The following is a 24,432-nucleotide window of genomic DNA, read 5'->3' on the forward strand; positions in this document are numbered from 1 at the left end:
GATCACGACCCGCACGCCAGCATCGACATCGAGCTCCCGCGCCGCGGTCTCGAGCGCGTCGAGCATCGAAGGCGTCAGGGAATTCAGTTTCGCCGGCCGATTCAACGTGACCGTCGCCACGGACCCCTCGCGCTCGAGAAGGATCAGGGAATCAGCCACGACGCAGCTCCGCTGCCTTGAGCTTCAGACCGAAGGGCGCTTCGCGAAACAAGGCGGCGTCCATCAATCGAAGGTCGTCGGCGACGCGCAACGGGATGTCTGCCTGGTCCAGCACGTCGCGCTGGAGGTCGATGCCTGGCGCAATCTCCCGCACCACCAGGGCGTCATCCTCCAGGTCGATCACGCAGCGCTCCGTCACGTAGGTCACTCGTTGTCCGCGTTGGCGGCCGATCACGCCGCTGTACGTGATGTGCTCGGCAGACTCCACGAACTTCCGCGTCTTGCCCTCCTGGAGGATCGTCAGCTTGCCATCGCCCACTTCGAGCTTGGCACCGGCTGTGAAGAAGCCAGAAAACACGATTCGCCTGGCGTGGGAGGTGATGTCGACCAAGCCGCCGCAACCGGCGGTCAGGTAGGGCTTCGATCCCAGCTTGGAGACATTCACGCTCCCATTGCGATCGACCTGCAGGAACGACAGCAAGCTCGCGTCGAAGCCGCCGCCCTGGAAATAGGTGAACTGGTTCGGCGAGGCCATGATCGCGTCGGCGTTCGATGCGCATCCGAAGGCGAAGCCGAGCAGAGGCATGCCGCCGACCGCGCCCTGTTCGATCGCCCACGTCACCTCGCCGTGCAGCCCTTCCTCCAGCAGGACACGCGGCACATTGGCGGAGATGCCGAAGCCGAGATTCACTGCGTGGCCGTGCGCAAGCTCCATGGCCGCGCGGCGCGAGATCACTTTCTCGGGCCCCCAGGTCTGCGGCTCGAAGGTCGCGAGCGGCTGGGCGATCTCGCCACTGATGGCCGGATCGTAGGGCGTCTGGGTGGTCTGCCACTGGTCCGGGTCGACCACGATGTAGTCCACCAGATTGCGCGGCACGTGCACATCGTGCGGGCGCAGGCTGCCCTCCTTCACGACCCGCTTGACCTGGGCGATGACGATGCCGCCGTTGTTCCGTGCAGCGAGCGCCTGGTCCAGGCCACCCAGCAGGGCCCCCTCGTGCTCGTAGGTCAGGTTGCCATGCTCGTCGGCGGTGGTGGCACGGATGATGGCGACCTGCGGCGCAATGGCGGGAAAGTAGAGCCACTCCTGACCGTCGAACATCTCCTTGCGAACAACAGGATGTGCCGCCGCCGCTGCGTTCATAGCGCAGCCTTGCTGGTCCGGATCGACGAAGGTTCCGAGCCCGACCTTGGTCAGCACGCCGGGGCGCCTGGCTGCGGCGTCGCGGTGCATGTCGTAGAGGATGCCGCTCGGGATGTTGTAGGCCTCGATCTGGTTGTCGACCACCATGTGCCAGATGGCCGGCATCGGCAACGAGGACGGACCGCTGGGGTAGGACCCAGCCAGCACGCGGGACAGCAGCCCCGGCTTGGCGATGTGGTCGATGCCCTTGATGCCGTACATGTCGCCGGCGGCGATCGGATTCAACGTCGTCAGATCGCGCGGTTGACCTTCTTTGTCGAACCGTGCGCCGAGCGCCGCCAATACCTTGTCGGGGCAGCCGAGGCCGCTCGACGAACTGATGCTGACGACGTCTCCGGTGCGAATCAGGGCGGCCGCTTGTTCGGCGGTGATCACTTTCTTCATGGGAACTCCTAGACTTGAGTGGGGGCGACGCGAACCGTCCCCCCGGTGTGGCAGGCCTCGGCGATAGCCAGGGCGGTGGCAAGGGAACGAAGCCCGTCGACGGCGGTGGCGGCCGGTTCTCCCTCGCCACGGACCGCGGCGCAAAAGCGAGCGACCCCGCGGGCGTACAGGCTTTCGTGCTGGACTTCGATGGCGCGCTCGCCTTGCGCGTCGCGCAGCAGCACTTCGCCCACCGCGCGTTGCGTCATCACGTTGCGCCCGAAGAGGGAGCCCTTGTCGCCGTGGATCTCGATGCCTGTTCCGGCAAAGGGCGTGGTGAAGGCATCGTGCAGTTGCGCGAGGACGCCGTTGTCGAAACGCAGAACAGCCATCGCGCCGTCTTCGAGGCCTTCGCGCGCCAGGGCGGCGGATTGCGACATGCCGACGGCTTCGGTCGGTTCGGCGTCGAGGATGAACCTCAAGGTGTCTGCGTCATGCACCGCGATGTCGAGGATGACCCCACCGCCTGCGGACGGCTTGTCGATGCGCCATCCCTGCAGGTGCACGGGCAGGTAGACCGCATGGAAGACCCGTGCGAACAGCGGTCGACCGATGGCGCCTCCCTGGACCAGCTCCCGCAGCTTGCGGTGAGTGGCCGCGTTTCTCAGGTGATGGTTGGTCGCCATGACGACTCCCGCCGCCGCGCAGGCCCGGACCATCCGCAGCGCATCGTCGAGCTTCAGCGCAAGCGGCTTCTCGCACAGCACATGCTTGCCCGCCGCGGCAGCCGCAATGACCTGCTCGGCATGCAGTTCGTTGGTCGTGCTGACATACACGACTTGCACGGCCGGATCCGCGAGCAAAGACGCCACGGCATCGTAGGCGCCGGCAATTCCGTGCTGTGTCGCAAAAGCCCTCGCACGCTCGGAACTGCTGCTCATCACGGCGACGACCTCGTGTCCCGGCTGCACGCGAATCGCATCCATCATGTGCTCGGCGGCGATGGTGCTGGCACCGATCAGGCCCCAGCCAGTCTGCGTTTTGTTTTCCACTCTTGCCTCCATTGCGCTTACATTCATTGGAACGGTTGAATGGATTATTGGAACGTTCCAGTAAAAGATCAAGCCCATTGCGTGCCGAGCAAGGGAAAACACCTAAATCATGGACAGATCAGAGTCATCCAGGGCGATCACGATCCTCGACGTCGCGGCAGCCGCGAACGTCTCCAAGTCGACCGTTTCGCTGGTCCTCAAGGCGAGCCCGCTGATTTCCGTCGAGACGGCCGAGCGTGTCCGGGCAGCGGCACGCAAGCTTGGCTATGTCTACAACCGACGCGCCGGAGAGCTGCGCGGCCGCTCGTCCAGGACCATCGGCGTCGTCGTCAACGATCTCGCCAACCCCTTCTTCGCGGAGATCCTCGTCGCCGTCGAGCGGACGCTGGTGGAGGCCGGCCACGTCGTCCTGATGGCACATCCCAACGAGGACCTGGAGCGGCAGGCACAGGTCATGCGCACGATGCGCGAACAGGGGGCAGCCGGCATGGTGTGCCCGGCCTATGGACCCCCCGCACCTTCCCCAAGGAAGTGCAGTCCTGGTCGAGCCCCCTGGTTGTCATGATTCGCACGCTGTGGGTCCCGGTCGATACGATTTCGCCGGCGCCGACAACGAGCGGGGCGTCTATGCGGCCACCAGGCACCTGCAGGATGCGGGGCACCGACGGATCGGGTTCCTCGGCGGCCTGACGGGCGTGGTGCTCGAGCAGCGACTGAAGGGCATCCGGGCGGCATTGGCAGAGCGCGATGTCCGATTCAACGACGACTGGCTCGTTGCGACGAAGCCCACCCGGCAAGGCGGCTACGAGACGATGAATGCCTTGCTCGACAGGACGCCGCGGCCGACCGCAGCGATTTGCTACAACGACGTCGTCGCCTTTGGTGCGCTCTCGGCGCTGGGCGAACGAGGCATGCGGGCCGGCGTCGACTTCGCCCTGATGGGATTCGACAACGTCCAGGACGCGGCGCACTCGAATCCTCCCCTGAGTACGGTCGACGTCCGCACCGCGGAACTGGGCGCTCACGCTGCGGAGATCCCCCTCGAGCGCATCCGGGTCCCGGGTCGGGCCCGCCAGACATTCCTGACGCAACCCCAATTGGTGCTGAGGCAGTCCGGCTAGGCGCCGGGGGCCCGACGGCGCCGCGTCAGTTCACGCCACATGCGACCTCAAGATAGGACTTCATGCGCTGGCAGGCCAACTCGGGGTCGGCAAGTACGCCGCTCTGGTCGGCCAACTCGAACACCTTGGCAAAGTGCACGGCACCACGCGCGGATTGCGCGCCACCGGCCATCGAGAAGTGCTGCTGATGGCCGTTGAGCCAAGCCAGGAACACGACGCCCGCCTTATAGTGTCGCGTTGGCGCGCGGAAGATCTCGCGCGACAGCGCCACGGTGGGATCAAGGAGGGCACGGAAGCGTTCGGGTTTGCCCTTGCCGAGTTCACCGAGCGCAACGGCCGCGACCGGCGCGATGGGATCGAAGATTCCGAGCAGCCCGTGCGAATAGCCGGAGGCATCGCCCGCGATCAGTTCGGCGTAGTTAAAGTCGTCGCCGGTATACATCTTGATGCCCTCGGGCAGCCGGCGACGAAGCTCGATCTCCCACTTTGCGTCCAGCAACGAGACCTTGATGCCATCGACATGTTTCGCGTTGTCACGAATCAACGCCGCCACCGTGTCCAGCGCGCTGGCCAGATCTCCGCTGCCCCAATAGCCGCGCAGCGCCGGGTCGAACATCTCGCCGAGCCAGTGGAGGATGACGGGCTGCGACGTGTCGCGCAGAAGACGCCCATAAAGCGACAGGTAGTCCTCCGGCCCCTTGGCGCAGCGGGCCAGCGCACGGCTGCACATGAGGATGGCGCGCCCGCCCTCGGCTTCGACCACCGACAGTTGCTCCCTATAGGCCGCCTCGACGTCGGCGAGCGTGATCTCGGTGCCGACGGCGAGTTGGTCGGTGCCGACCCCGCACGCCAGGTCGGCCCCAGGGACCGTGCGCGCATGACGCAAACTGCGCTGAATCAGTTCGCGAGCGACAGGCCAATCGACCCCCATGCCGCGCTGGGCCGTGTCCATTGCTTCAGCGACCTTGAAGCCTAAGCGGTACAAGTGCTCTCGAAACGCAAGCGTGGTGTCCCAGTCGACGCGCGGCGACGCGTCCCATGGATCCACCGTGGCGAACGGATCGACGACGACGTGGGCGGCAGCATAGACAGTGCGGTTGAATGCCGGCGCGGTGGATTGTGGTGCAACCGGCTCGCCGATGACCGTGTAGTTCATCAGAGCGCCATCGAATTGCGGAAGTCGGATTTTCATGATCTCTCCAGGGGTTGGGACGTTGACTACGGATGCGCAGTCAGTGCAGTGCCGGCTGCTGCTCAGCCGCACTGAGAATCTGTCCGAGGAAGGCCTTCAGCGTCGGATGCTGAGGGCGGCCAAAGAAGGCCTGTGGGGGTGCCTCTTCCAACACGCGGCCTTCGGCCATGAAGATGACCCGGTCTGCGACTTGACGCGCGAAGCCCATTTCGTGGGTCACACAGAGCATCGTCATGCCGTCGTCCGCCAGGCCGATCATCGTGTCTAGCACTTCCTTCACCATCTCCGGATCCAGCGCGGAGGTCGGCTCGTCGAACAGCATGATCTTCGGATTCATGCACAGCGCCCGCGCGATCGCCACGCGCTGTTGTTGCCCCCCGGAAAGCTGGCTTGGATACTTGGACGCCTGATCGGGAATCCGCACCCGTTCCAGGTACTTCATTGCAGTCGCCTCGGCCTCGTCGCGCGAAATGCCGCGCGAATGCATCGGTGACAGCGTGCAGTTTTGCAGTACGGTCAGATGGGGGAACAGGTTGAACTGCTGGAACACCATGCCAACTTCACGGCGAACCGCATCCACATTCCTTCGCTGATGTCCGGTGAGTTCGATGCCGTCCACCACGATGCGGCCCTTCTCGATCTTTTCCAGGTGATTGATGCAGCGGATGAGTGTGGACTTGCCCGACCCTGAGGGCCCGCAAATGACGATCCGCTCGCCAGCGCGGACCTCCAGGTCGACTTCGGTCAGGACCTGGAACTGCCCAAACCACTTGTTGGCCTTCTCAATTCGGATGATGGGTTCGGTGCTCATGGGGTTGCCATTCGATTGGTGGGTTCCCGCCGCTTCAGTTTGCCACCGGCATCGGCGTGGTCGGCAGCATCGGCAAGTCCGTCTGCAGCCATTTCTTGTAGAGCTTGTTCAGTTCGCCGTTGTCCACGTACGTGCTCACAAAGGTATCAACGCCCTTGATCAGGTCGGGCTGCCCGAGGCGCATCGCCGGCGCCATGTACTGTTGCCGCAGCACCAGCTTGGTCTCGTAGACGTCCCCGACCCGCTTGGCGACTTGCTGCGCGATGGTCGTCGCGCAGCCCAACGCATCGACTTGCCCCGAGAGCAGCGCCTGCATCGCCGACGCATCGTCATCGAAGCGACGGATATCAGTGCCTTCGGGCGCGACAGCGGTCAGCGCAGTGTCTTGCGTGCTCGCTCGTGCAACGGCCACGCGCACACCCTTCAGGTCGGCCGGGGTCTTGATCGAGAGCTTCTTCTGGCCATACAGCACGATCGTCGCGGTGCTGTGCGGCCGAGAGAATTGGACCTGCTTGGCGCGCTCGGGCGTCGGCGAGAACGACGCGATGAGCAGATCGACCTTGTTGGTCAGCAGGAACGGAATCCGGTTCGGGCCGGTCACGGGCACGAGATTGAGCTTGACGCCCCAGTCCTTCGCCAGCAGTTTGGCCACGTCGACGTCGTATCCGTCCGGCTGATTCGAGCTGTCCACGGTGCCGTAGGGAGGGAAATCGACCAGGATGCCGATCGTCACCGTCCCCTTCTTCTTGATTTCATCCACGGTCTGCGCGGTCGCATTCATTGCGAGGGAACCCAGCAGACCCCCGCACAGTGCGGCAGTGGCGAAGGTGATGAAGCGGCGGCGTGCATAGGAATGGAACATGATGTCTCCTGATCTGTGGTTCGATGAAAGCGGATTGGCGTGGGACTATCGAGCGGCTGCGAGTTTCAAGCGCTGCTCCATTCGTCCTGCCAGCAACGAGAGCGGCCAGCACAAGGCGAAATAGACCGCCCCCACCACGCTGAAGACGATCAGCGGCTGGAAGGTGGCGTTGTTGATGATTTGTCCAGCGCGCGTGATTTCGGCGAAGCCGATGATCGCGGCAAGAGAAGTCCCCTTGAGGACCTGGACGAGATAGCCGACCGTAGGCGGCAGCGCGATCTTCCATGCCTGCGGTAGCACCACCAGGCGCATGCGCGCGACATAGTGCAGGCCGAGTGCCTCGGCGGCTTCCCATTGACCTCTGGGAATGGCCTGGATACAGCCGCGCCAGATCTCGCCGAGGAACGCGCTCGTGTTTAGGACAAGGGCGACGCCGGCCGCAAACCAAGGGCTGACCTCGAGGCCAAGTATCGGAGCGCCGAAGAACACCAGGAACAATTGCATCAGCAGCGGCGTGCCCTGGAACACCTGCGTGAACGCGGTGGAGGCGAGTTGCAGCGTGGCATTGCCGGAAGTCCTTGCCAGCGCAACGATCAGGCCGCCGATGGCGCCACCCACGAAGGCAATCAGCGAGAGCAGCACCGTCCACTGCGCTGCCTGCAGGATGAACAAGACATCACCACCACCAAATGTACGCATGTCGATTTCCCCGTTCAGCGTCGATCGGGATAGGACAGCGAGTGGCGCTGGATCATCCGGAACATCATTGAGAACGCCAGTGCGAGCGTCAGATAGATCGCCGTGACGACGATGTAGATCTCGAAACTGCGAAATGTCTGCGACTGCAGGTTCGCGGCGACCGACGTGAGGTCGTCGGCGGAAATCACGGAGACCACACTCGAAGTGAGCATCAGCAGGATGAACTGGCTCGACAGCGCAGGAAAGATGGCACGCAAAGCCGGCTTGAGCACGACGAGCCGGAAGATCTGATGCGGCTTCAGATTGAGGGCGAGCCCTGCTTCGATTTGTCCCTTGGGAATCGACTCGATGCCGGCGCGGATGATCTCGGTCGCATAGGCGCCCAGGTTCACGACCATCGCGGTCAGCGCCGCCGTATGCGGCGACCAGCGCAACCCGATCGCCGGAAGCGCGAAGAAGAAAAAGAAGAGTTGAACCAGAAATGGCGTGTTGCGGATCAGCTCGATATAGACATTGACCACGATGCGAACCGGGGTCGGTCCGGAGGTCTTGGCCCAGGCGCACACGATGGCCACGACCAGCCCCAGGACGGTGGCGATCAGTGACAGCTGGATCGTCATCCAGGTGCCCTTCAGAAGCAGCGGCCATGCAGCCACGACAGTGGCGAACTCAAAGTTGTATGTCACGGCGAGCGCCTCGACCGGCTGGAGGGCACGGCCAGCGATGTCACTGAAATTGAGATACCCCTCACGATAGACGCCTCCGATTGCTTCATTGGAACGGTTGAATGGATTATTGGATCGTTCCAATAGCAGCGTCAACGGGTGCTAGGGAAAACACCCATGCCTTGGAAGAGCCCGGCTGCTGCGGGCGGCGGGCGGCAAGGTCTCGTCGTAGAGTCGGGGAAACAGTCAATCAACCATGCGCAAACCATCCATGCCCCGTTCGGTCACGATCCTCGATGTCGCGGCAGAGGCAAACGTTTCCAAGTCAACCGTATCGCTCGTCCTCAAACACAGCCCCCTCATTCCGGCCGAGACGGCTGGACGGGTTCGCGAAGCAGCGCGCAAGCTCGGCTATGTGTACAACAGCCGAGCCGGCGAATTGCGTGGCGGCGCCTCCAAGACGATCGGCGTGATCGTCAACGACCTCACCAATCCCTTCTTCGCCGAGATCCTGATCGGTGTCGAGCGAAAGCTGGTCGAGGCGGGATACATCGTGTTGATGGCCCACACCAGCGAGGACGTGGTCCGGCAGAACCAGGTCTTGCGCACGATGAGGGAGCAAGGGGCTGCCGGCCTTGTGCTGTGCCCGGCTTACGGAACGCCGCGCAGCTTGACTAAAGAAGTGGCGTCGTGGGGCATGCCGATGGTCGTGATGGTCCGCACCTTGGGTCCCGGCGCCTACGATTTCGCGGGTGCCGACAATGAAAGAGGCATCTACGCGGCCACCAGGCACCTTCTCGATTCGGGGCACACCCGTATCGGATTCCTCGGAGGTCGCACCGGCGTTGTGCTCGAACAGCGCCTGAAGGGATTCAGGGCGGCGCTGGCCGAACGCAAGCTTGCGTTCGACGAGGAACTGCTGGTCCCGGCGCATCCGACGCGGCAAGGCGGGTACGAATCCATGAACACCCTGCTGGACACGAAGCCGCGACCGACCGCAGCCATCTGCTACAACGACGTGGTTGCTTTTGGCGCCATGTCTGCACTCGGTGAGAAGGGCATGCACGCCGGCGAGGATTTCGGCTTGATGGGTTTTGACAATGTCCAGGATGCGGCGCATTCCAACCCTCCGCTCAGCACGATCGACATTCGTCCCGGCGAGTTGGGCGAGCACGCAGCGGCGATCCTCCTGGATCGCATTCAGACGCCCGACCGCGCTCGTCAAACCTTTCTGGCCGAGCCGCGTCTTGTACTTCGCCAGTCCGGTTGAGAGCCGGCCCGGCTGAACGCGGCGGCGACGGCCTGCAAGCAGCCGCCCAGGCGGCCCCTATCCCAGAATGCTCTCGAGGTCGGCCTCGTCGGTGCCGGCGTCGAGCTTGAGACTTTCCTGGATGTGTTCGAGGTGGTGGAGCATGAGCGTCTCGGCGCGCCGGACGTCGTTTCGCTTGATGGCCTCAACGATCTCCTCATGCTCGTCGGCGCGGCAGCTGGTGGCGGTGGGCGCGTCGTACAGCGAGATGATCAGGCAGGTCAGGGTCGACAGCTCGCGCATGGTGCGCGCCAGCGCCGAGTTGCCCGCCAGCTCGGCCAGCAGCAGGTGGAATTCGCCCGACAGGCGCACCACGGCGCGCGCATCGTTGCGCTGACGGGCGTCGGCCTCGAGTTCGAGATGCCGGCGCAGGCGCTGCATCTTGAAGTCGTCCATCGTGCCGATCAGCCGGCGCAGCACGCCGGGTTCGATCAGGCGGCGCGCCTCGAAGACGTCCCGCGCCTGTTCGATCGACGGCTTGGCGACGTGCGCACCGCGCTGCGGCACCAGTTCGACGATCTGCTCATGGGCCAGGCGGGCCAGCACCTCGCGCACCTTGGCGCGGCTGGTGCCGAAGATGGTGGCCAGCCGGTCTTCGCCGAGCTTGGTGCCCGGCGCCAGCCGATGTTCGAGGATCGCCGTGGAAATCTTCTCGGCGATGGCCTCGACGCTCTGCTCGCGGCCCGGAGCGCTCGCTTCATTGGGAGAAATCTGTTTCTTTGCCATGCCTTGCGATCTTAACGACGGACTTCGGACCTTGGGACCCATCCTGTCGCCGAAGGTTCATCTCTGCGTTCGGTCTCGGGCGAGCAGCCGTGCGATGCCCTCGGGCAACCCATGGTTCGGCTTGATCGGCGGCGGCGCGAAGCTGCCCTGGCGCGCGGGCAGCGTGCTCAGCGACACCAGGGTCTGGGCGTGGCACACGGCGCTTGACACGCCATCGACCACCGGCACGGGAATACGGTCCCGGATCGACCGCGCCAGCCCCGCCAGCGGCGCACCGGCAATGATGATCACGTCCGCACCGTCGTCCTGCACGGCCGACAGGCACAGCGCTTCCAGCCGCGCGCTGTGGTCCTCCTGGACCCGCCCGATGTCCTTCAACGGGTTGTCCAGGTTGCGGATGCTCGCCAATCGGTCGCTGAGGCCGTTGGCACGGACGCATTCGCGATACCAGGCGGTGATCCGGTGCGAGATCGCCACGATCGAGAAGCGCTTGCCGAGCAGGCAGGCGCTCATCAACGCCGCCTCGGTCATCCCGACCACCGGGATGTCGAGCACTTCGCGCAGCCCGTCGATGCCCGGATCGCCGAAGGCGGCGACGACGATGGCGTCGTGCTGGTCGCAGTGCTCGGCGGCCAGCGTGGCGGTGGCATAGGCGCCGATCAGCGATTCGAAGCGCGTCTCGATGTAGGCGACGCCGAAGGGCGCGGTGAGTACTTTGATGCGGGTGTCCGGCGCAGCGGCGCGGCGCGCCTCTGCCTCGATCAGGTCGGAAACGCTCTGGGAGGTGTTGGGGTTGATCAGCAGCAGGTTCATGGCAGGCCTCGATGACTGCGTGGCTTTAGGGGACCGGGCGCGCGGCCGGCAGCAGGCTCGGCCTGCCGCGCTTCAGGAACTGGCCGCGGCCGGCGCGCGGATGGAAGGTTTGGCCGTCCCACACCACCTCGCCGCGCGCGATCGTCAGCGCCGGCCATGCCTTCACCTCGATGCCCTCGTAGGGCGTGTAGTCCACCGCGTGGTGAAGATCGGCATTGCGCACTTGGCGCGGCGTCGCGCCCCAGACCACGAGGTCGGCATCGGCACCGATCGCGATGGTGCCCTTGCGCGGATGCAGGCCGTAGGCCTTGGCAGGGTTGGTCGACGTCAGCTCGACGAAGCGGTTGATGGTGATGCGGCCGTCGAGCACGCCGTGCGAGAACAGCAGCGGCAGCCGCGTCTCGATGCCCGGGATGCCGTTGGGAATGTGGCGGAACCCGACCTCCTGGCCGCCCGGCTTCTTGCCTTCCGGCGCGTCGTAGCGGAACGGCGCGTGGTCGGACGAGAAGATCGTGAACAAGCCGTCGGCCAGGCCGTTCCAGATGACTTGCTGGTTGTCCTTGTTGCGCGGCGGCGGGCTGCACACGCAGCGTGCGCCGCCATAGCTGTCGTCGATGCCAAGGTCCTCGGCGGTCAGGAACAGGTACTGCGGACAGGTCTCCGCGAACACGTGCAGGCCGTGCGCGCGCGCCCAGCGGATCTGCTCGACGGCTTCCTTGCCCGACACGTGGACGATCATGATCGGGACGTCGACGAGCTCCGACAAGGCGATGGCGCGATGCGTCGCCTCGCGCTCGACCAGCATCGGCCGCGAATGCGCGTGGAAGCGCGGCGCCGTGCGGCCCCTGGCCTCCAGGCGCTTGGTCAGCCATTCGATGCAGTCGGCGTTCTCGGCGTGGATCATCGCCATCGCGTCGTGGCGCCGCGCCACTTCGAGCACGTCCAGGATCTGGCCGTCGTCGAGCTTGAGATCGTTGTAGGTCATGTAGATCTTGAACGAGGTGTAGCCCTCGGCGATCAGCTGCGGCAGTTCGTTCTTCAGCACCTCTTCGGTCGGATCGCTGACGATCAGGTGGAAGGCGTGATCGACGTGCGCGCGGCCTTCGGCGCGCTCGTGGTAGTCGCGCACCGCGGCGCGCAGCGACTGGCCTTTTTGCTGCGCGGCGAACGGGATCACCGTGGTCGTGCCGCCGCAGGCAGCGGCACGGGTGCCGGTGTCGAAATCGTCGGCCATCCGCACCGGTGCCTCCATGGGCTGGTCGAGATGGCAGTGCGCGTCGACGCCACCCGGCGTGACGAAGGCGCCGGCCGCATCGATTTCGCGGACGCCGGCAGGCAAGCCCATGCCGAGTTGCACGATGCGGCCGTCGACGATGCCGATGTCGGCATCGAAGGTGTCGCTGGCCGTGGCCACGCGCGCATTGCGCACGACGAGATCAAGACCCTTGGTGCTCATGAGAACAGGCCTCCCCAGCCCTTGACGCCGCGCGTGTCGACGCCGGTGATCTTCAGCGCCTTCCAGACCACGGTCGCCACCGAATCGTAGATCGGGATACCCAGCTCGCGCTCCATCTCCTCGACCAGCGGCGCACCGTGCAGGTTGGTGCACATCACGGTGATGGCGTCGGGCTTGTGCTGCGCCACCTCGCGAATTATCCTGCGCAAGGTATCGGGTGCGACCTCGGCGAAGGAGAAGTTCACCGTGAGGTCGAGGTGCCGTTCGGCGACGCACTCGATGTCGAGCGCCGCGTAGTTGGCGACGATGCGCCGTTGAACGTCCTCGACGTAGGGCGACACCAGGCCCAGCGTGCGTGCGCGCTGCGCAGCCAGCAGGTCATTGAGCGCCAGCACCGAGGTGGTGGCGGGAATGCCGGTCACCTCGGTGATGCGTGCGCACAGTGCGCGGTCGCGCTCGAAGCCGAGCCAGCTCGCCGAGGTGCCGCTCCAGCAGATCACGTCGACCTTCGCATCGGCGAGCAGGCTGGCGGCATCCAGGATCGCGCGCTCGTCGAACTGGCCCTGCGATTTCTCGCCCATCGAGATCTCGGTGACGCGGAATCGCGAGAAGTGCGCCGAGACACCCGGCACGCCGGCGACCATGGCGCTGGTCAGCGGCTCGAGCGCCGTGTTGGAGGAAGGCGTCAGGACGCCGATGCGTTTTTGCTGGGACATGTCGCAGACCTGGAAAGTGAACTAGACGGGCAGCTTCTTGCTGTAGTCGATCAACAGCGTCGAGCAGACGAACAAGCCTGCACCCGCCGCGGCGAAGAGCATCAGCGCCATGAAGTAGGAGCCGGTCGCCTGCACGATCAAGCCGACCACGATCGGCACGCCGATGCCCGCGACGTTGCCGCCCAGGTTCATCGTGCCGCCGAGGAAGCCGACGTGCGCCCGGCGACCGAGGATCGACGGCACGCACCAGAACAGGCCGCACCAGCGCAGGAAGAACAGTGTGATCGACAGCAGGATGACGACAAGGACCGGGCTCGTGATCTGCGACACCATGTAGATCGCAATGGTGGCGATCACCGAGGAGATGCCGAACAGCGTGCGCAGTACCTTGCTGTTCGAGGCGCCCGCGGCCTTCCACTTGTCGGCCAGCCATCCGCCGAACATCTCGCCGACGAAGCCCGAGAAGAACATGATGAACACCGCCCCGCCCATCTGCTTGATGTCGAAGCCATGGACCTTGGACAGGTAGTTCGGCATCCACGTGAGCAGGCCGTAGAAGAGCGCGTTGAAGCACATCCAGCCGAAGAACATGCCCCAGACCGAACGGAAGCGCAGGAAGTCGAGCAGACGGCCGCTGGCGCCTTGCGGCTCGCTGGCGGCGTCCTGGGCATGGCTGGCCTCGATGTACCTGGCTTCCGCCTCGTTGACGCCGGGATGCTGGCGCGGATGGTTGCGGATGTAGCTCCAGGCGAACAGCCCGGCGACGACGGTGCCGACCCCTGCAATCACGAAGGCCAGGCGCCACGAGCCGAGCACCGCGATGAGGCCCGAGATCAGGATCGCGCCCAGTGCGGCGCCCAGAGGCGCGCCGCCATCGAGCAGAGTCGCGCCGCGGCCGCGCTCGTTCTGCGTCATCCAGATGCCGTTGAGCTTGCCGCCCGCCGGATAGATCGGCGCCTCCGCGGCACCCAGGCCAAGGCGGGTCAGCAGCAGAGGGACCCAGCCCGTGCAGAAGGCGGCGATGGCCTGGAAGAAGCCCCAGCCGAGCGTCGCGCCGGCAATGACGACTCGGGGACCGAAACGGTCGGCCAGCATGCCGCCCGGAATCTGCATGAGCGCATAGGTCCAGAAGAATGAACTGAGCAGCAGGCCCTGCACGGCCGGTCCGATGTCGAACTCCTTGGCGATCAGCGGCATGGCCACGGACAGCGACGCCCGATCGATGTAGTTGATCGAGATGAGGAACAACATCATCAGGAAGATCTTCCAGCGAACCTTCGAGGGCTGGAGTGCGGTGTCAGGTGCTGCGGCGATCGCTGTCGCTGTCGCGTCGGCCGTCATGGTGGGTTGCATCGGTTTGTCTCCTTGCGTGGCGGGGTGCCAGCCTGCAGGGACGCACCCGGCATGCTGGCGAGCTTGCAGCCGCGAGTCGGGGCGGGTTTGACCAATGCACCACCGAGGCTGTGGGCGGACTTTAGGTTCTGTCGAATTTCATGTCAACATCGATGTTGACAATCACTGTCGACGTTAGTGAAAACACCTAGGAAGTCCGCCTGCCCCACAGGACTCACCCCGCCTTCGCGGCAGGCGTTTCCGCAAAGTACGCCATGGCGGCCAGCACGCCGCTGCCGGCCAGCGGCACCCCTGCCAGCTTCAGGCCCATCTCGACCCCCGTCAGGGCGGCCATCAGCGTCAGGTCGTTGCAGTCGCCCAGGTGGCCGATGCGGAACATGCGGCCTTTCAGTTTGCCCAGCCCGGCGCCGAGCGAGAGATCGAAACGCTCGTGGATCAGCTTGCGCAGCGCATCGGCATCGACCCCTCGCGGCGTGATGACGCCGGTCAGCACCGGCGAATGAACCCGCTCGTCCGCGCATTGCGTCGGCAGTCCCCAGGCACGCACCGCGGTACGAACGCCCTCGCCCCAGCGCTGGTGGCGCTCGAACACCGCTGGCAGGCCTTGCTCGAGCAGCATGTCGAGCGCTTCGCTGAGTCCGTAGAGCAGGTTCGTGCTGGGCGTGTAAGGCCAGTAGCCGCCCTTGTTCATCTCGACGATCTCGTCCCAGGCCCAGAAGGCCTTGGGCAGGCGAGCCGTCCTGCCGACCTCGATCGCCTTGGGCGACAGCGCGTTGAAACTGATGCCCGGCGGCAGCATCAGGCCCTTCTGCGAGCCGCTGATGGTGACGTCGACACCCCACGCGTCGTGGCGGTAGTCGGCACTGGCCAGGCCGGATATGGTGTCGACCATCAACAGCGCCGGATGGCCCGCCGCGTCGATCGCGCGGCGCACGGCGGCGATGTCGGAGGTGACGCCCGTGGAGGTCTCGTTGTGCACGACGCACACGGCCTTGATGCGATGCGCGCTGTCCTTGCGCAGGCGCTCCTCGATCAGGTCGGCCTGCACGCCATGGCGCCAGCTCCGCGGCAGGCCGGTCTCGTCGATGCCCGGCAACGCCAGGAACTCGGGCTCCAGACCCAGCCTTTGCGCCATCTTCTGCCACAGCGACGCGAAGTGGCCGGTCTCGAACATCAACACGCTGTCGCCGGGACTCATCACGTTGACCAGCGCGGCCTCCCACGCGCCGGTGCCCGACGCTGGGTAGACGACCACCGGATGGCGCGTCTGAAACACCTGCTGCAGCCCGCCGATCACCTTCTTGCCGAGGGTTGCGAACTCGGGCCCGCGATGGTCGATGGTCGGCAGGCTGATCGCCCGAAGGATGCGGTCGGGCACGGGGCTCGGGCCCGGGATCTGCAGGAAATGCCGGCCGCTGGAATGATTGTCGAGTGCGATCATGTCTGTCTCAGTCCTTTGTCTTCTTCAAGGTTCTACAACTGCACCGACGCACGGCCGATGCCCGGAAATTCAACGCTGACGAGGTCGCCTCCGGCCGCCTTCAGAATGCCCACCCACGTGCCGGTGGTCACCACCGTGCCGGCCACGACGCGCTCGCCATGGCGCGTGGCGTGACGCAGCCACGCCGGCAGCACCTGCGCAGGGTCGCCGAGCGAGTGGGTGCCGCGGCGCTCGACCGGCGCCTGCGTGCCGATGCGCACCTCGCAGGCCTGCGCGCTCCAGTCGCGCCCGGCGAACGGAACCCAGTCGCCCAGCACCAGCGCACCGTGCGATTGCAGGTCGGCCAGCTTGCACAGCGCAGGCGCCTCGAGGCCCTCCTGCCAACGCGAATCGACGATTTCGATCGAGACGGCCATCGCATCGACCAGGGCACGCGCACTGTCGATATCGAGCGTCGATGCGAGCCCTTCATCGACCTCCCGTCCGAGCCGCAAGGCCACTTCGGCCTCGATGCCGCGCAGGTGGAACGGCCAGTGAGCGGCGCGCGCCGGGCTGGACCAGACACCGCCTGGCGGCAGCGGCGCGCAGGTCAGCAGCGCGTCGCGCGACGGCCCGCCCGCCTTCCAGTACTGCGGCGGCGAGCTCGCGTACCAGTCGCACCTGGCAGCCACCCGCTGCTGCACCGCATAAGCGTCGCCGGCGTTGCCAAGAGCGTCGGCCAGCGGGGCGGCAGGGAGCACGCAGTGGTCGCGGCGCGCACGAAGCAGCGCTTCGGCGACTGCATCGATCCTTGACAAGGACATATCGGTTTCCTGTTGTCGGTTTACGAAAAGCTCAGAAGAAGGCGCTCAGCGGCGCCAGGTCGGCCACTTCCGTGTGCACGGCGGTACCTTGCGATGCGAACAGCATTCCGGTACACGAACCGGTCGTGACCACCTGGCCGGCCTTGAGACCCGCGCCGCGCGCCATGCAATGGTTGGCAAGCCACACCAGCAGCCCGCCCACGTCGGGATGGGTGTGCTCGCCGACCGTGTGGGCGACGACCTGCTCGTCGAAGCGCATCACGACCTCGGTCCGCTTCAGGTCGAACCACGCGGGCTCGAAAGCCTCGGGCTCGCCGAGCACGAGTCCGCCATGGCACAGCAGATCAGCAAGCAGCGCCGCCGGGTCCGCATCGAGCCAATCGGCCAGGCGGGTCTCCACCACCTCGATCGCGGGCAGCACCGAAGCGATCGCCTGCGCGACCTCGTCGCGCGTGTAGGGCCTGGCGCGCGGCGGCAGGTCGGACCCCAACCGGAAGGCGACCTCGGCTGCGGCACCGCGCAGACGCCACGCGGAGCCCTGGAGCACCGCCCCGTTGGGAACCAGCCCCTCGGCCGGCAGCGGGGCGCAGATCGGCTCCTGGCCGGGGCCGCTGGCGCCGACCTTCCAGCCCCCGATCGGCCCGATCGCCGCCAGCGTCGCATCCTGGATCGCATAGGCCTCGTCGCGGCCGCGCGATGGAAGCAGCGTCGACGGCACACGCCGACCGTCGCGCCGCGCACGGCACAAGGCCTGCGCAGCAGCAACCGGCGTGAGCTCGGCCGGCACGGCTGCCGACGCCGTCAAAGCACGGGGAAGCGCTGCCATGGATGGGCTTCCTCGATCGAGCGGGCCAGCGCGAGCAGCGCGTCGTCCGCGCCTTCGCGGGCCACGAGCTGCATGCCGACCGGCATGCCGTCCGCGAAGCCGCAGGGCAGCGCAATGGCCGGCAGGCCGACTGCGTTGGCGAAGCCCGCGAACACCGCATGCCCGCGCGGGCCGACCTCGCGCCCGTCGATGCGCGACGGATGCGTTTGATTTACCGGCCACGGCAGCGCAGCCGCCGCCGGCGTCAACAGGAAGTCGTATTGGTCGAACAGGCGCGACAGCGCGTTGCGCAGCCGCTCCGCTTCGAACAGCAGGTCGAACAGATCGGAAGCGGCGGCCTTGCGGCCGGCTTCGGCATTCGCCTGCATCACCGGGCCGAACAGCGAAGAATCAAAGGGCCGGCCGGACAGTTCCTGCGGGTGCGCTACGAGCCAGGCCAGGCCCACCTGCGCCAGCAGCGGCCAGCGTGCATTGACCGCCTCGACCATGTCGAAGTCTTGCACCGTCGTGAGCGCGTGGCCCAGCGCGGAGATCTGCCGAGCCGCCGCCGCGGTCAATGCCGCGATCTGCGGATCGACGGGGTGATCGCCGAAGCGCGGTATGAAGAGAATGCGCGCGCCCGGCGAACTGCGCTGCTCCATCGCGCCGCGTCCGATCACCTGCATCACCGCCTCGACGTCGGCCACGCTGCGCGCAATCGGCCCTGCCACCTCGAAGTCGAGAAAGATCGGCGGCAACCCGCCGCCGCGCGGCACCCGCCCCCGGGAAGGCTTGAAGCCGACCAGGTTGGTGTGCGAGGCGGGCCTGCGGATCGAGCCGCCGCCGTCGGTGCCCAGCGCGATCGGACATCCGCCCGCGGCCACCAGCGCCACCGCCCCACCCGATGAGCCGCCCGGCGTGAGCGCAGGGTTCCACGGATTGCCCGTGGGGCCGAACACCGGATTGTCGGTGTAGCCCTGCATCGTGAACTCGGGCACGTTGGTCTTGCCGAAGATCACGGCTCCACCTTCGCGCAGCCTGGCGACCGGAAGCTCGTCCTGGACGGCGGTGAGTCCGCCGAGGGCACGACTGCCCCAGTGGGTCGGCAGGCCCCGCACCTGCAGGTTGTCCTTGATGGTGACGGGAACCCCGTCGAGCGCGCCAAGCGCCCGGCCTTGGCGCCAGCGTGCAGTGCTTTGCTCGGCGGCGTGCGCCGCCCCTTCGCCGTCGAGCGTGATGAGCGCGTTGAGCCGCGGGTTGACTTCGGCGCTGCGCGCCATGCAGGCCCGAAGCGCCTCGGTCGGCGTGAACGACGCATCGCGAAAGCCGGCCACGAGCTGCGTCGCCGTGAGTTGCCAGAGCGGATTGTTCATCGTGGCCTCACATGTGCGCCGGCAGCCAGGTCACCAGCTGCGGCACGGCCATCAGCAGCAGCGTGAACAAGATCATGATCAGCGCATAGGGCAAGGCCCCGTAGATCGCGTCCTCGATGCCGCCCTTGTCCGGACGGATGCCGTGCACGACGAACAGGTTCATGCCCACCGGCGGCGTGATCAGTCCCAGCTCGCACATCAGCACGATGAAGATGCCGAACCAGATCGGGTCGACGCCGATCGCGGTCGCGATCGGGTAGGTGATCGGGATCGTCGCGACCTGCATCGACAGCACGTCCATGAACATGCCCAGGATCAGGTAGAAGACGATCAGCGCCAGGATCAGGCCGGTGGCCGACAGGCCCAGGCCCGCGACCCACTTCGTCATCGCCTCGGCGACGCCGGTGAGGCTCACCGTCAGGTTGAGGATGAAGGCCGCCGCGACGATCAGCAGGATCATGCCGCTCACGCGCGCCGTCGAGACGAAGCAGTTGCGCAGCAGCTCCCAGTTCAGCTTGCCCGAATGCCAGACGAAGCCGAGCGCCGCCATCACGCCGAGCGCAGCGCTCTCCGCCGCGGTGGCGATGCCGAAATACAGGCTCCCCATCACGATGCCGAACACCACCATCGGCGGGATCAGGTGCACGAGCACGCGCAGCCGCTGGTCGAGCGGCACTTTCGGCTCGCGCATCGCATTGCCGCTGGCCAGGCTCGAGATCGCGATCCAGAGCATGAAGCACAGCGTGAGCAGAAGGCCCGGAATGATGCCGGCGATGAACAGCTTGCCGATCGAGTTGTTGGTGAGCGACCCGTAGACGATCATGTTCACGCTCGGCGGAATCAGGATGCCGAGCGTGCCGCCGGCCGCCAGGCTGCCGAGTGAGGCGCGCATCGGGTAGCCGCGCTTCTGCAGCGAGGGCAATGCCACCGTGCCGACCGTGGCCGCGGTGGCAACCGACGAGCCGGAGGTTGCCGCGAACAGCGCGCAACTGCCGATATTGGTGTGCAGCAGCCCACCCGGCAGGCGCCCGAGCCAGGCCGACAATGCGATGTACATGCGGTCCGCGATGCCGGAGCGCAGCAACAGTTCGCCGAGCAGCACGAACAGCGGCACTGAGGTCAGCAGGGCTTCGTTCTGCACGCCCCACACCACCGGCGCGATCGAGTCCATGAAGGGGACGCCGTAGGCGGCGATGCCGCCGATGATTCCGACCGCCGCCATCGACACGGCGATCGGCATGCCCGCCAGCATCAGGGCGAGCATCGAGAGGAACGCGAGTCCGATCAGTGCGATGTTCATGCTGCCGCTCCTTCGGCCGCCTGGCGCACCTTGAGGTCGTCGAGTTCCTCCTTCAGCTCTTCCTTCGCGCTCTTCGGATGGAAGTCGCTGTTGAGCGTGGCGATGTCGCCGCGCAGCAGCAGCCGCGTCGCACGCCACGCCAGGGCGCAGGCCACCAGCGCGAAGATCACCAGCCCCGCGTACCAGACGCCCTGGGGGATGATGAGCGGCGTCGCCCAGGGCGTCTGCGCGGTACTGCGGTAGGCCATCGTGTCCTGGATCACCTTGAACGCCACCCAGGCGATGAACAGGGCCAAGGCCGCCAGCGAGACGATCGAGATCCAGTTCAGCAGCGCCTGCACGCGCAACGGGAACTTCTCGTGGAAGACGTCGACGCGGATGTGGTTGCGCCCCAGCAGGGCCAGGCTGAAGGCGATGGTCGAACCCACGGCCAGCGCATAGCCGCCCAGCTCATCGGCCCCTTGCAGCGAAATGTTGAACAACTTCCGCGAAAGGGTCTCGATGGTGACGATCACCGCCAGGCCCAGGAAGATTGCGCCGAACGCGGTGGCCAGCACCGTCTCCATGCGCGCCTTGAAGTCGACATGTCCGGCAGGCGCGACCTTGCCGCTGGGCGCTGCAACGGGCTGCCGCTCGCTCGTCATGGTGCGGCTGTTCATTTCAGCCCCAGCACCGGTGCCACCGTCGCCTGCCAGGTCTTCGAGCAGGTGGGGTTGGACTTGTCGCACACCTCGGCCCACACCGGCAACGACACCTTGTTCACGGCGCTGCGCACCAGCTCGATGTCAGCCGGCGTGACCGGCACGTTGACGAGGTTGAACTTCTTGCCGGTGGTGCAGGGGTCCTTGCCCGCATTGCAGTTCAGGGCGTCCTGGAAGAGCTCCTCGGAGTACTTCCAAACGTCGTCGGTCAGGGTGTCGAAAGCCTTCTTGAGCTTCGCCTGCTGGTCGGGCGCCAGCGCGTTCCACGACTTCAAGGTCATGCCGTAGCCATTGAGCGCCATCTGGAAGCCAATCGCCATCTGGTGCGTCGTCACTTCGGGCCAACCCGCCGAGTTGGCCGAGCTCGGCCCGGTGATCGCGCAATCGACCACGCCGAGCGACAGCGACTGGTGCGTGTCGGCGAACGACACCGGCACCGGCGTGCCGCCCACCATCTCGATGAACTTGGCCAAGTTCTGGTCGTAAACGCGCACCTTCATGCCCTTGATGTCGGCGAGCTTGGCGACCGGCTTCTTGCAGAACAGGATCTGCGGGCCGAAAGGCCAGACGCCGAGCAGCTTGACGCCGAACTGCGCCTGCAGGCGCGCATCCGCGGTGTCGAAGTAGGCCTTGGCCACCTTGCGGCCCGTGGCGTAGTCCGGCGCCGCGCCCACCAGGTCGAGCCCCAGGATGGTGGGCTCGTCGCGGGAGTTCTGCGAGACGCGCAGCGACACGATGTCGAACAGCCCCGCCTTCATGACGCGCAGCTGCTCGGTGTCCTTGATGCCCAGCGTATCGATGGGCTTGTAGTCGACGTCGATCGGCAGTCCGGTCCTGCTGGCGAAATTCTCGAAGAACGGTTGCTCCTTGTTCTTCTGGATTAGCCCAGTTGCCAGCGGCTGGCCGACGGCTTTCAGCTTGATCCTGTCCTGCGCCTGGGCGGCGGGCAGCGCGAGCATCAGTGCCACGGCGACCGTGGCAATGGATTTGAGGCGCGGATAAAAAAGCATGAAGACTCCTGGAGAGAAGAGAGGGTTGGCGGGGGCACTTCGGAAAAGATGTGCCATTGAATCCCGCCGCAGCGCCGCGCAGCGGACTATTCCGCTGCGTGGGAACACGTGCGAAATCTCTTCTGAATCAAGGACTTGGCGCTGCGCGCCGGTGGAAGACCGGGGGGAAGGGCCCCTAGAAGCGGCCGCCGTAGGCCGAAGTGATCTCGTCGGCAGCGGCGCGGACCGTGGCGCCGAGCCGCGCGAAATCGATACTCTTGATGCGCTGCGTCGGCCCGACGAGCGAGATCGCGCCGAAAGGCTGGCCATGCTCGTCGCGGATCGCGGCGGCGATGCACCGCAGGCCGACCGCGTTTTGCTCGTCATCGATCGCATGGCCCGCGCGACGTACTTCGCCGAGCGTCTCGTGCAGTCGCGATGCGCGCGCGATCGTGTTGTTGGTCAGCTTCGGCAGGCCATAGGTGCGCAAGTACTGCAGCACGTCGTCCTCGGCCATCGCCGCCAGGATCGACTGCCCCATCGCGGTGCCGTGCAGCGGCGCCCGGAACCCCGGCTTGCCGATGGCGCGCATCGTTTCGCGGCTTTCCACCTGCGTCACGAAGACGATGTCGCCGAGATCGGCGATGCCCAGGTTGATGCTCTCGCCGGTGCTGTCGCGCAGGCGCCGCATCACCGGCAGCGCGAGATGGGCGATGCGCCGGCGCCGCGCGAACGCGGCCCCGACGGAGAAACAGCGCACGCCGACGTACCAGAGGTTGGTCTCGCGGTCGAACTGGACGAACTGACGTTGCTCGAGTGTCGTGAGCAGGCGGTGGGCGGTCGACGAAGACAGCCCGCTCTGGGCCGCGATGTCGACCAGCCGATAGCCTTCGTCATCCTCGGCGAGGAGTTCCAGCAACTGCATGGCACGCGTGAGCGACTGCACGGTGCTGTCGCCGTCCCGGTCGATGCGGGTGACTTTGGTGGTCTTTCCAGGTGGGCGAGGGAAGATGGCTGTCATGGCGTGCCTTATGCAAGTTGCGCGCCATCGGCCTGACGGCCGGAACGCGATCCGACCCGAATGGTCGGCGACAACCAATATGTCAAACACGGTGTTTACACTGATGTCGACAGAATTTCGGGACGCCTGCGGCCAGCGCGCTGCCGCGTCGTCGGCCCGCACATGCACAATCGCGGCATGACCGAGCCCGGCTATCTCGAAGATGAAGAACTGCTCAACCGCGCCCACCAGCTGCGCCTGCTGGCCCTGCGCGGCCACTCCGAAGCGAGCAGGTCAGCCCGCCTGCACGAAGCCGAGGTGCGCCGCCGCTTCGGGGCTCCGACGACGATGAGCGCCAGCCTCGAGCAGGCGGCGTCACGGCGGCGCCCGTTCTGGCGCTTCTGGTGATCAGGTGCGGGGCCTCGGCGCTATAGCCCGGTGTCGCCCGCAATCGGCTCGGCGTTGTCGAGCCAGGCGTTGACCAGCGTATAGGACACCGCCAGCAAGACCGGACCGACGAAGATCCCGACCAGCCCGAAGCCAAGCAGGCCGCCGATGACCCCGCCGAAGATCAGCAGCAGCGGCAGGTCGGCACCGCGCTTGATCAGCATCGGGCGCAGGAAGTTGTCCATCGTGCCGACGATCACGGTCCACACCAGCAGGAAGACGCCCCAGCCGGTCGAGCCGTGCCAGAAAACCCAGATCGTCGCCGGCGCCAGCACCAGCGTCGGTCCGAGCTGGACGATGCACAGCATGAACATCACCGCAGTGAGCAATGCCGCAAAGGGCACGCCTGCGATGGCGAGGCCGATGCCACCCACCACGGCCTGGACGATCGCCGTGACGCCCACGCCCAGCGCCACGCCCCGGATCGCCTTGCCTGCCAGCACCACGGCGTCTTCACCGCGCGGCCCACCGAGCCGGCGGCCGAAGCGCCGGGCCTCTTGGGCCGCGGATTCGCCCTGCGCGTACATCAGGCCGGCGATGACCACGGTCAGCAGGAACTGCAGGGTCAGCGCGCCCACCACGCCGGCTTGCGAGAACAGCCAGCCCGTGACCCGCGAGGCATAGGGCGTGACTTTGGCCTCTAGGCCCGAGACCCCCGAGGACACCAGTTCGTCCCACGCCAGCGTCAGCTTCGGTCCGATGAAGGGCACGCGGCCGATCCAATCGGGCAGCTGCGGCGGGCCCTTGCTGATCTGCAACCTGAACCAGGCGATGACCTCGTCGGCGTTGGCCGCGATCGTCGAGATCGCCATCGTCAGCGGCAGCACGAACAGCAGCAGCAGGATCAGCATCATCACCAGCACCGCGAGGCTGCGGCGCTTCCACAGCCGGGCCTCGAACCACAGCAGGGCGGGCCAGGTGGCCACCACGACCATGACGGCCCAGATGGTCGCACCGAGGAAGGGCCGCAGGATCCAGAGCGAAGAACCGATGAGCAGGACGATGGTCAGCACGCTGAACGTGATCTTGGCAAGGTCCGAGCGCGTGTCGATCATGTTTGCTTCACCCTCTT

Annotated in this window: 25 protein-coding genes; 4 read left to right on the plus strand and 21 right to left on the minus strand. The window is 66.1% G+C overall.

Annotation, left to right across the window (positions count from 1 at the left end):
- Nucleotides 1-151: 151 nt before the first annotated feature.
- The gene (locus tag AC1DY5_RS01780) at nucleotides 152-1,747 is read right to left on the minus strand and encodes an acyl CoA:acetate/3-ketoacid CoA transferase (RefSeq protein ID WP_478107796.1); all 1,596 of its coding nucleotides are present in this window, start codon (nucleotides 1,745-1,747) and stop codon (nucleotides 152-154) included.
- A gap of 8 nt (nucleotides 1,748-1,755) precedes the next feature.
- Nucleotides 1,756-2,790 carry a Gfo/Idh/MocA family protein gene (locus AC1DY5_RS01785; protein ID WP_478107882.1) on the minus strand — a complete coding sequence of 345 codons (1,035 nt, stop codon included), beginning with the start codon at nucleotides 2,788-2,790 and terminating at the stop codon, nucleotides 1,756-1,758.
- A gap of 97 nt (nucleotides 2,791-2,887) precedes the next feature.
- On the opposite strand from AC1DY5_RS01785, the gene AC1DY5_RS01790 reads away from it, so the two are divergent.
- Both AC1DY5_RS01790 and AC1DY5_RS01795 read left to right on the plus strand, forming a co-directional pair.
- Nucleotides 2,888-3,343 (plus strand): LacI family DNA-binding transcriptional regulator, encoded by a 456-nt coding sequence (locus AC1DY5_RS01790; protein WP_478107798.1) that lies wholly within the window; start codon nucleotides 2,888-2,890, stop codon nucleotides 3,341-3,343.
- Nucleotides 3,344-3,353: 10 nt separating this feature from the next.
- On the plus strand, nucleotides 3,354-3,899 hold the full coding sequence (locus AC1DY5_RS01795) for a substrate-binding domain-containing protein (RefSeq protein WP_478107800.1): 546 nt from the start codon (nucleotides 3,354-3,356) through the stop codon (nucleotides 3,897-3,899).
- Between the two features lie 25 nt (nucleotides 3,900-3,924).
- On the opposite strand, the gene AC1DY5_RS01800 is transcribed toward AC1DY5_RS01795, so the two are convergent.
- Genes AC1DY5_RS01800 through AC1DY5_RS01820 form a run of 5 tightly spaced genes read right to left on the minus strand, consistent with a single transcriptional unit; the run spans nucleotide 3,925 to nucleotide 8,149 of the window.
- Nucleotides 3,925-5,091: a dihydrodipicolinate synthase family protein gene (locus tag AC1DY5_RS01800; RefSeq protein ID WP_478107802.1), complete on the minus strand. Its 1,167-nt coding sequence runs from the start codon at nucleotides 5,089-5,091 to the stop codon at nucleotides 3,925-3,927.
- 40 nt (nucleotides 5,092-5,131) lie between these two features.
- Entirely contained in the window at nucleotides 5,132-5,902 is a 771-nt protein-coding gene (locus tag AC1DY5_RS01805; RefSeq protein ID WP_478107804.1) for an amino acid ABC transporter ATP-binding protein, read from the minus strand.
- Between the two features lie 34 nt (nucleotides 5,903-5,936).
- Nucleotides 5,937-6,764, minus strand: coding sequence for a transporter substrate-binding domain-containing protein (locus AC1DY5_RS01810; RefSeq protein ID WP_478107806.1), 828 nt, complete (start codon nucleotides 6,762-6,764; stop codon nucleotides 5,937-5,939).
- Nucleotides 6,765-6,809: 45 nt separating this feature from the next.
- Complete coding sequence (locus AC1DY5_RS01815) at nucleotides 6,810-7,463, minus strand: amino acid ABC transporter permease (protein ID WP_478107808.1); 654 nt, start codon at nucleotides 7,461-7,463, stop codon at nucleotides 6,810-6,812.
- Between the two features lie 14 nt (nucleotides 7,464-7,477).
- Nucleotides 7,478-8,149 (minus strand): amino acid ABC transporter permease, encoded by a 672-nt coding sequence (locus AC1DY5_RS01820; protein WP_478107884.1) that lies wholly within the window; start codon nucleotides 8,147-8,149, stop codon nucleotides 7,478-7,480.
- 235 nt (nucleotides 8,150-8,384) lie between these two features.
- On the opposite strand from AC1DY5_RS01820, the gene AC1DY5_RS01825 reads away from it, so the two are divergent.
- Nucleotides 8,385-9,398, plus strand: coding sequence for a LacI family DNA-binding transcriptional regulator (locus AC1DY5_RS01825; protein ID WP_478107810.1), 1,014 nt, complete (start codon nucleotides 8,385-8,387; stop codon nucleotides 9,396-9,398).
- 57 nt (nucleotides 9,399-9,455) lie between these two features.
- Here AC1DY5_RS01825 and AC1DY5_RS01830 read toward each other — a convergent pair whose 3' ends face one another.
- The 13 genes from AC1DY5_RS01830 to AC1DY5_RS01890 form a co-directional block, all read right to left on the minus strand.
- The gene (locus tag AC1DY5_RS01830) at nucleotides 9,456-10,163 is read right to left on the minus strand and encodes a GntR family transcriptional regulator (RefSeq protein WP_478107886.1); all 708 of its coding nucleotides are present in this window, start codon (nucleotides 10,161-10,163) and stop codon (nucleotides 9,456-9,458) included.
- Between the two features lie 57 nt (nucleotides 10,164-10,220).
- On the minus strand, nucleotides 10,221-10,976 hold the full coding sequence (locus tag AC1DY5_RS01835; RefSeq protein WP_478107812.1) for an aspartate/glutamate racemase family protein: 756 nt from the start codon (nucleotides 10,974-10,976) through the stop codon (nucleotides 10,221-10,223).
- A 25-nt stretch (nucleotides 10,977-11,001) separates the two neighbouring features.
- The gene (hydA, locus tag AC1DY5_RS01840) at nucleotides 11,002-12,432 is read right to left on the minus strand and encodes a dihydropyrimidinase (protein WP_478107814.1); all 1,431 of its coding nucleotides are present in this window, start codon (nucleotides 12,430-12,432) and stop codon (nucleotides 11,002-11,004) included.
- Entirely contained in the window at nucleotides 12,429-13,148 is a 720-nt protein-coding gene (locus AC1DY5_RS01845) for a maleate cis-trans isomerase family protein (protein WP_478107816.1), read from the minus strand. The genes hydA and AC1DY5_RS01845 overlap by 4 nt, the downstream gene beginning before the upstream one ends.
- Nucleotides 13,149-13,169: 21 nt before the next feature.
- On the minus strand, nucleotides 13,170-14,489 hold the full coding sequence (locus AC1DY5_RS01850) for an MFS transporter (RefSeq protein ID WP_478107889.1): 1,320 nt from the start codon (nucleotides 14,487-14,489) through the stop codon (nucleotides 13,170-13,172).
- A gap of 226 nt (nucleotides 14,490-14,715) precedes the next feature.
- Nucleotides 14,716-15,942: a pyridoxal-phosphate-dependent aminotransferase family protein gene (locus AC1DY5_RS01855; RefSeq protein ID WP_478107818.1), complete on the minus strand. Its 1,227-nt coding sequence runs from the start codon at nucleotides 15,940-15,942 to the stop codon at nucleotides 14,716-14,718.
- A 32-nt stretch (nucleotides 15,943-15,974) separates the two neighbouring features.
- Nucleotides 15,975-16,745, minus strand: a complete 771-nt coding sequence (locus AC1DY5_RS01860) for a fumarylacetoacetate hydrolase family protein (protein ID WP_478107821.1) — start codon at nucleotides 16,743-16,745, stop codon at nucleotides 15,975-15,977.
- Between the two features lie 31 nt (nucleotides 16,746-16,776).
- Nucleotides 16,777-17,571, minus strand: coding sequence for a 2-keto-4-pentenoate hydratase (locus tag AC1DY5_RS01865; RefSeq protein WP_478107822.1), 795 nt, complete (start codon nucleotides 17,569-17,571; stop codon nucleotides 16,777-16,779).
- Entirely contained in the window at nucleotides 17,547-18,923 is a 1,377-nt protein-coding gene (locus tag AC1DY5_RS01870; RefSeq protein ID WP_478107824.1) for an amidase, read from the minus strand. The genes AC1DY5_RS01865 and AC1DY5_RS01870 overlap by 25 nt, the downstream gene beginning before the upstream one ends.
- A 7-nt stretch (nucleotides 18,924-18,930) precedes the next feature.
- Nucleotides 18,931-20,223, minus strand: coding sequence for a TRAP transporter large permease (locus AC1DY5_RS01875; protein WP_478107827.1), 1,293 nt, complete (start codon nucleotides 20,221-20,223; stop codon nucleotides 18,931-18,933).
- A complete protein-coding gene (locus AC1DY5_RS01880) occupies nucleotides 20,220-20,882 on the minus strand; it encodes a TRAP transporter small permease subunit (protein ID WP_478107829.1) in 663 nt (220 codons plus the stop codon). The genes AC1DY5_RS01875 and AC1DY5_RS01880 overlap by 4 nt, the downstream gene beginning before the upstream one ends.
- Nucleotides 20,879-21,934, minus strand: a complete 1,056-nt coding sequence (locus AC1DY5_RS01885; protein ID WP_478107831.1) for a TRAP transporter substrate-binding protein — start codon at nucleotides 21,932-21,934, stop codon at nucleotides 20,879-20,881. The genes AC1DY5_RS01880 and AC1DY5_RS01885 overlap by 4 nt, the downstream gene beginning before the upstream one ends.
- Before the next feature lie 175 nt (nucleotides 21,935-22,109).
- On the minus strand, nucleotides 22,110-22,934 hold the full coding sequence (locus AC1DY5_RS01890; RefSeq protein ID WP_478107833.1) for an IclR family transcriptional regulator: 825 nt from the start codon (nucleotides 22,932-22,934) through the stop codon (nucleotides 22,110-22,112).
- 60 nt (nucleotides 22,935-22,994) lie between these two features.
- Between AC1DY5_RS01890 and AC1DY5_RS01895 the strand changes: the two genes are divergently transcribed.
- Entirely contained in the window at nucleotides 22,995-23,321 is a 327-nt protein-coding gene (locus AC1DY5_RS01895; RefSeq protein ID WP_478107835.1) for a hypothetical protein, read from the plus strand.
- Between the two features lie 20 nt (nucleotides 23,322-23,341).
- On the opposite strand, the gene ydiK is transcribed toward AC1DY5_RS01895, so the two are convergent.
- Nucleotides 23,342-24,415, minus strand: coding sequence for an AI-2E family transporter YdiK (ydiK, locus tag AC1DY5_RS01900; RefSeq protein ID WP_478107837.1), 1,074 nt, complete (start codon nucleotides 24,413-24,415; stop codon nucleotides 23,342-23,344).
- Between the last annotated feature and the right edge of the window lie 17 nt (nucleotides 24,416-24,432).

It is taken from the genome of Variovorax sp. P4_D9 (genome assembly GCF_056401695.1).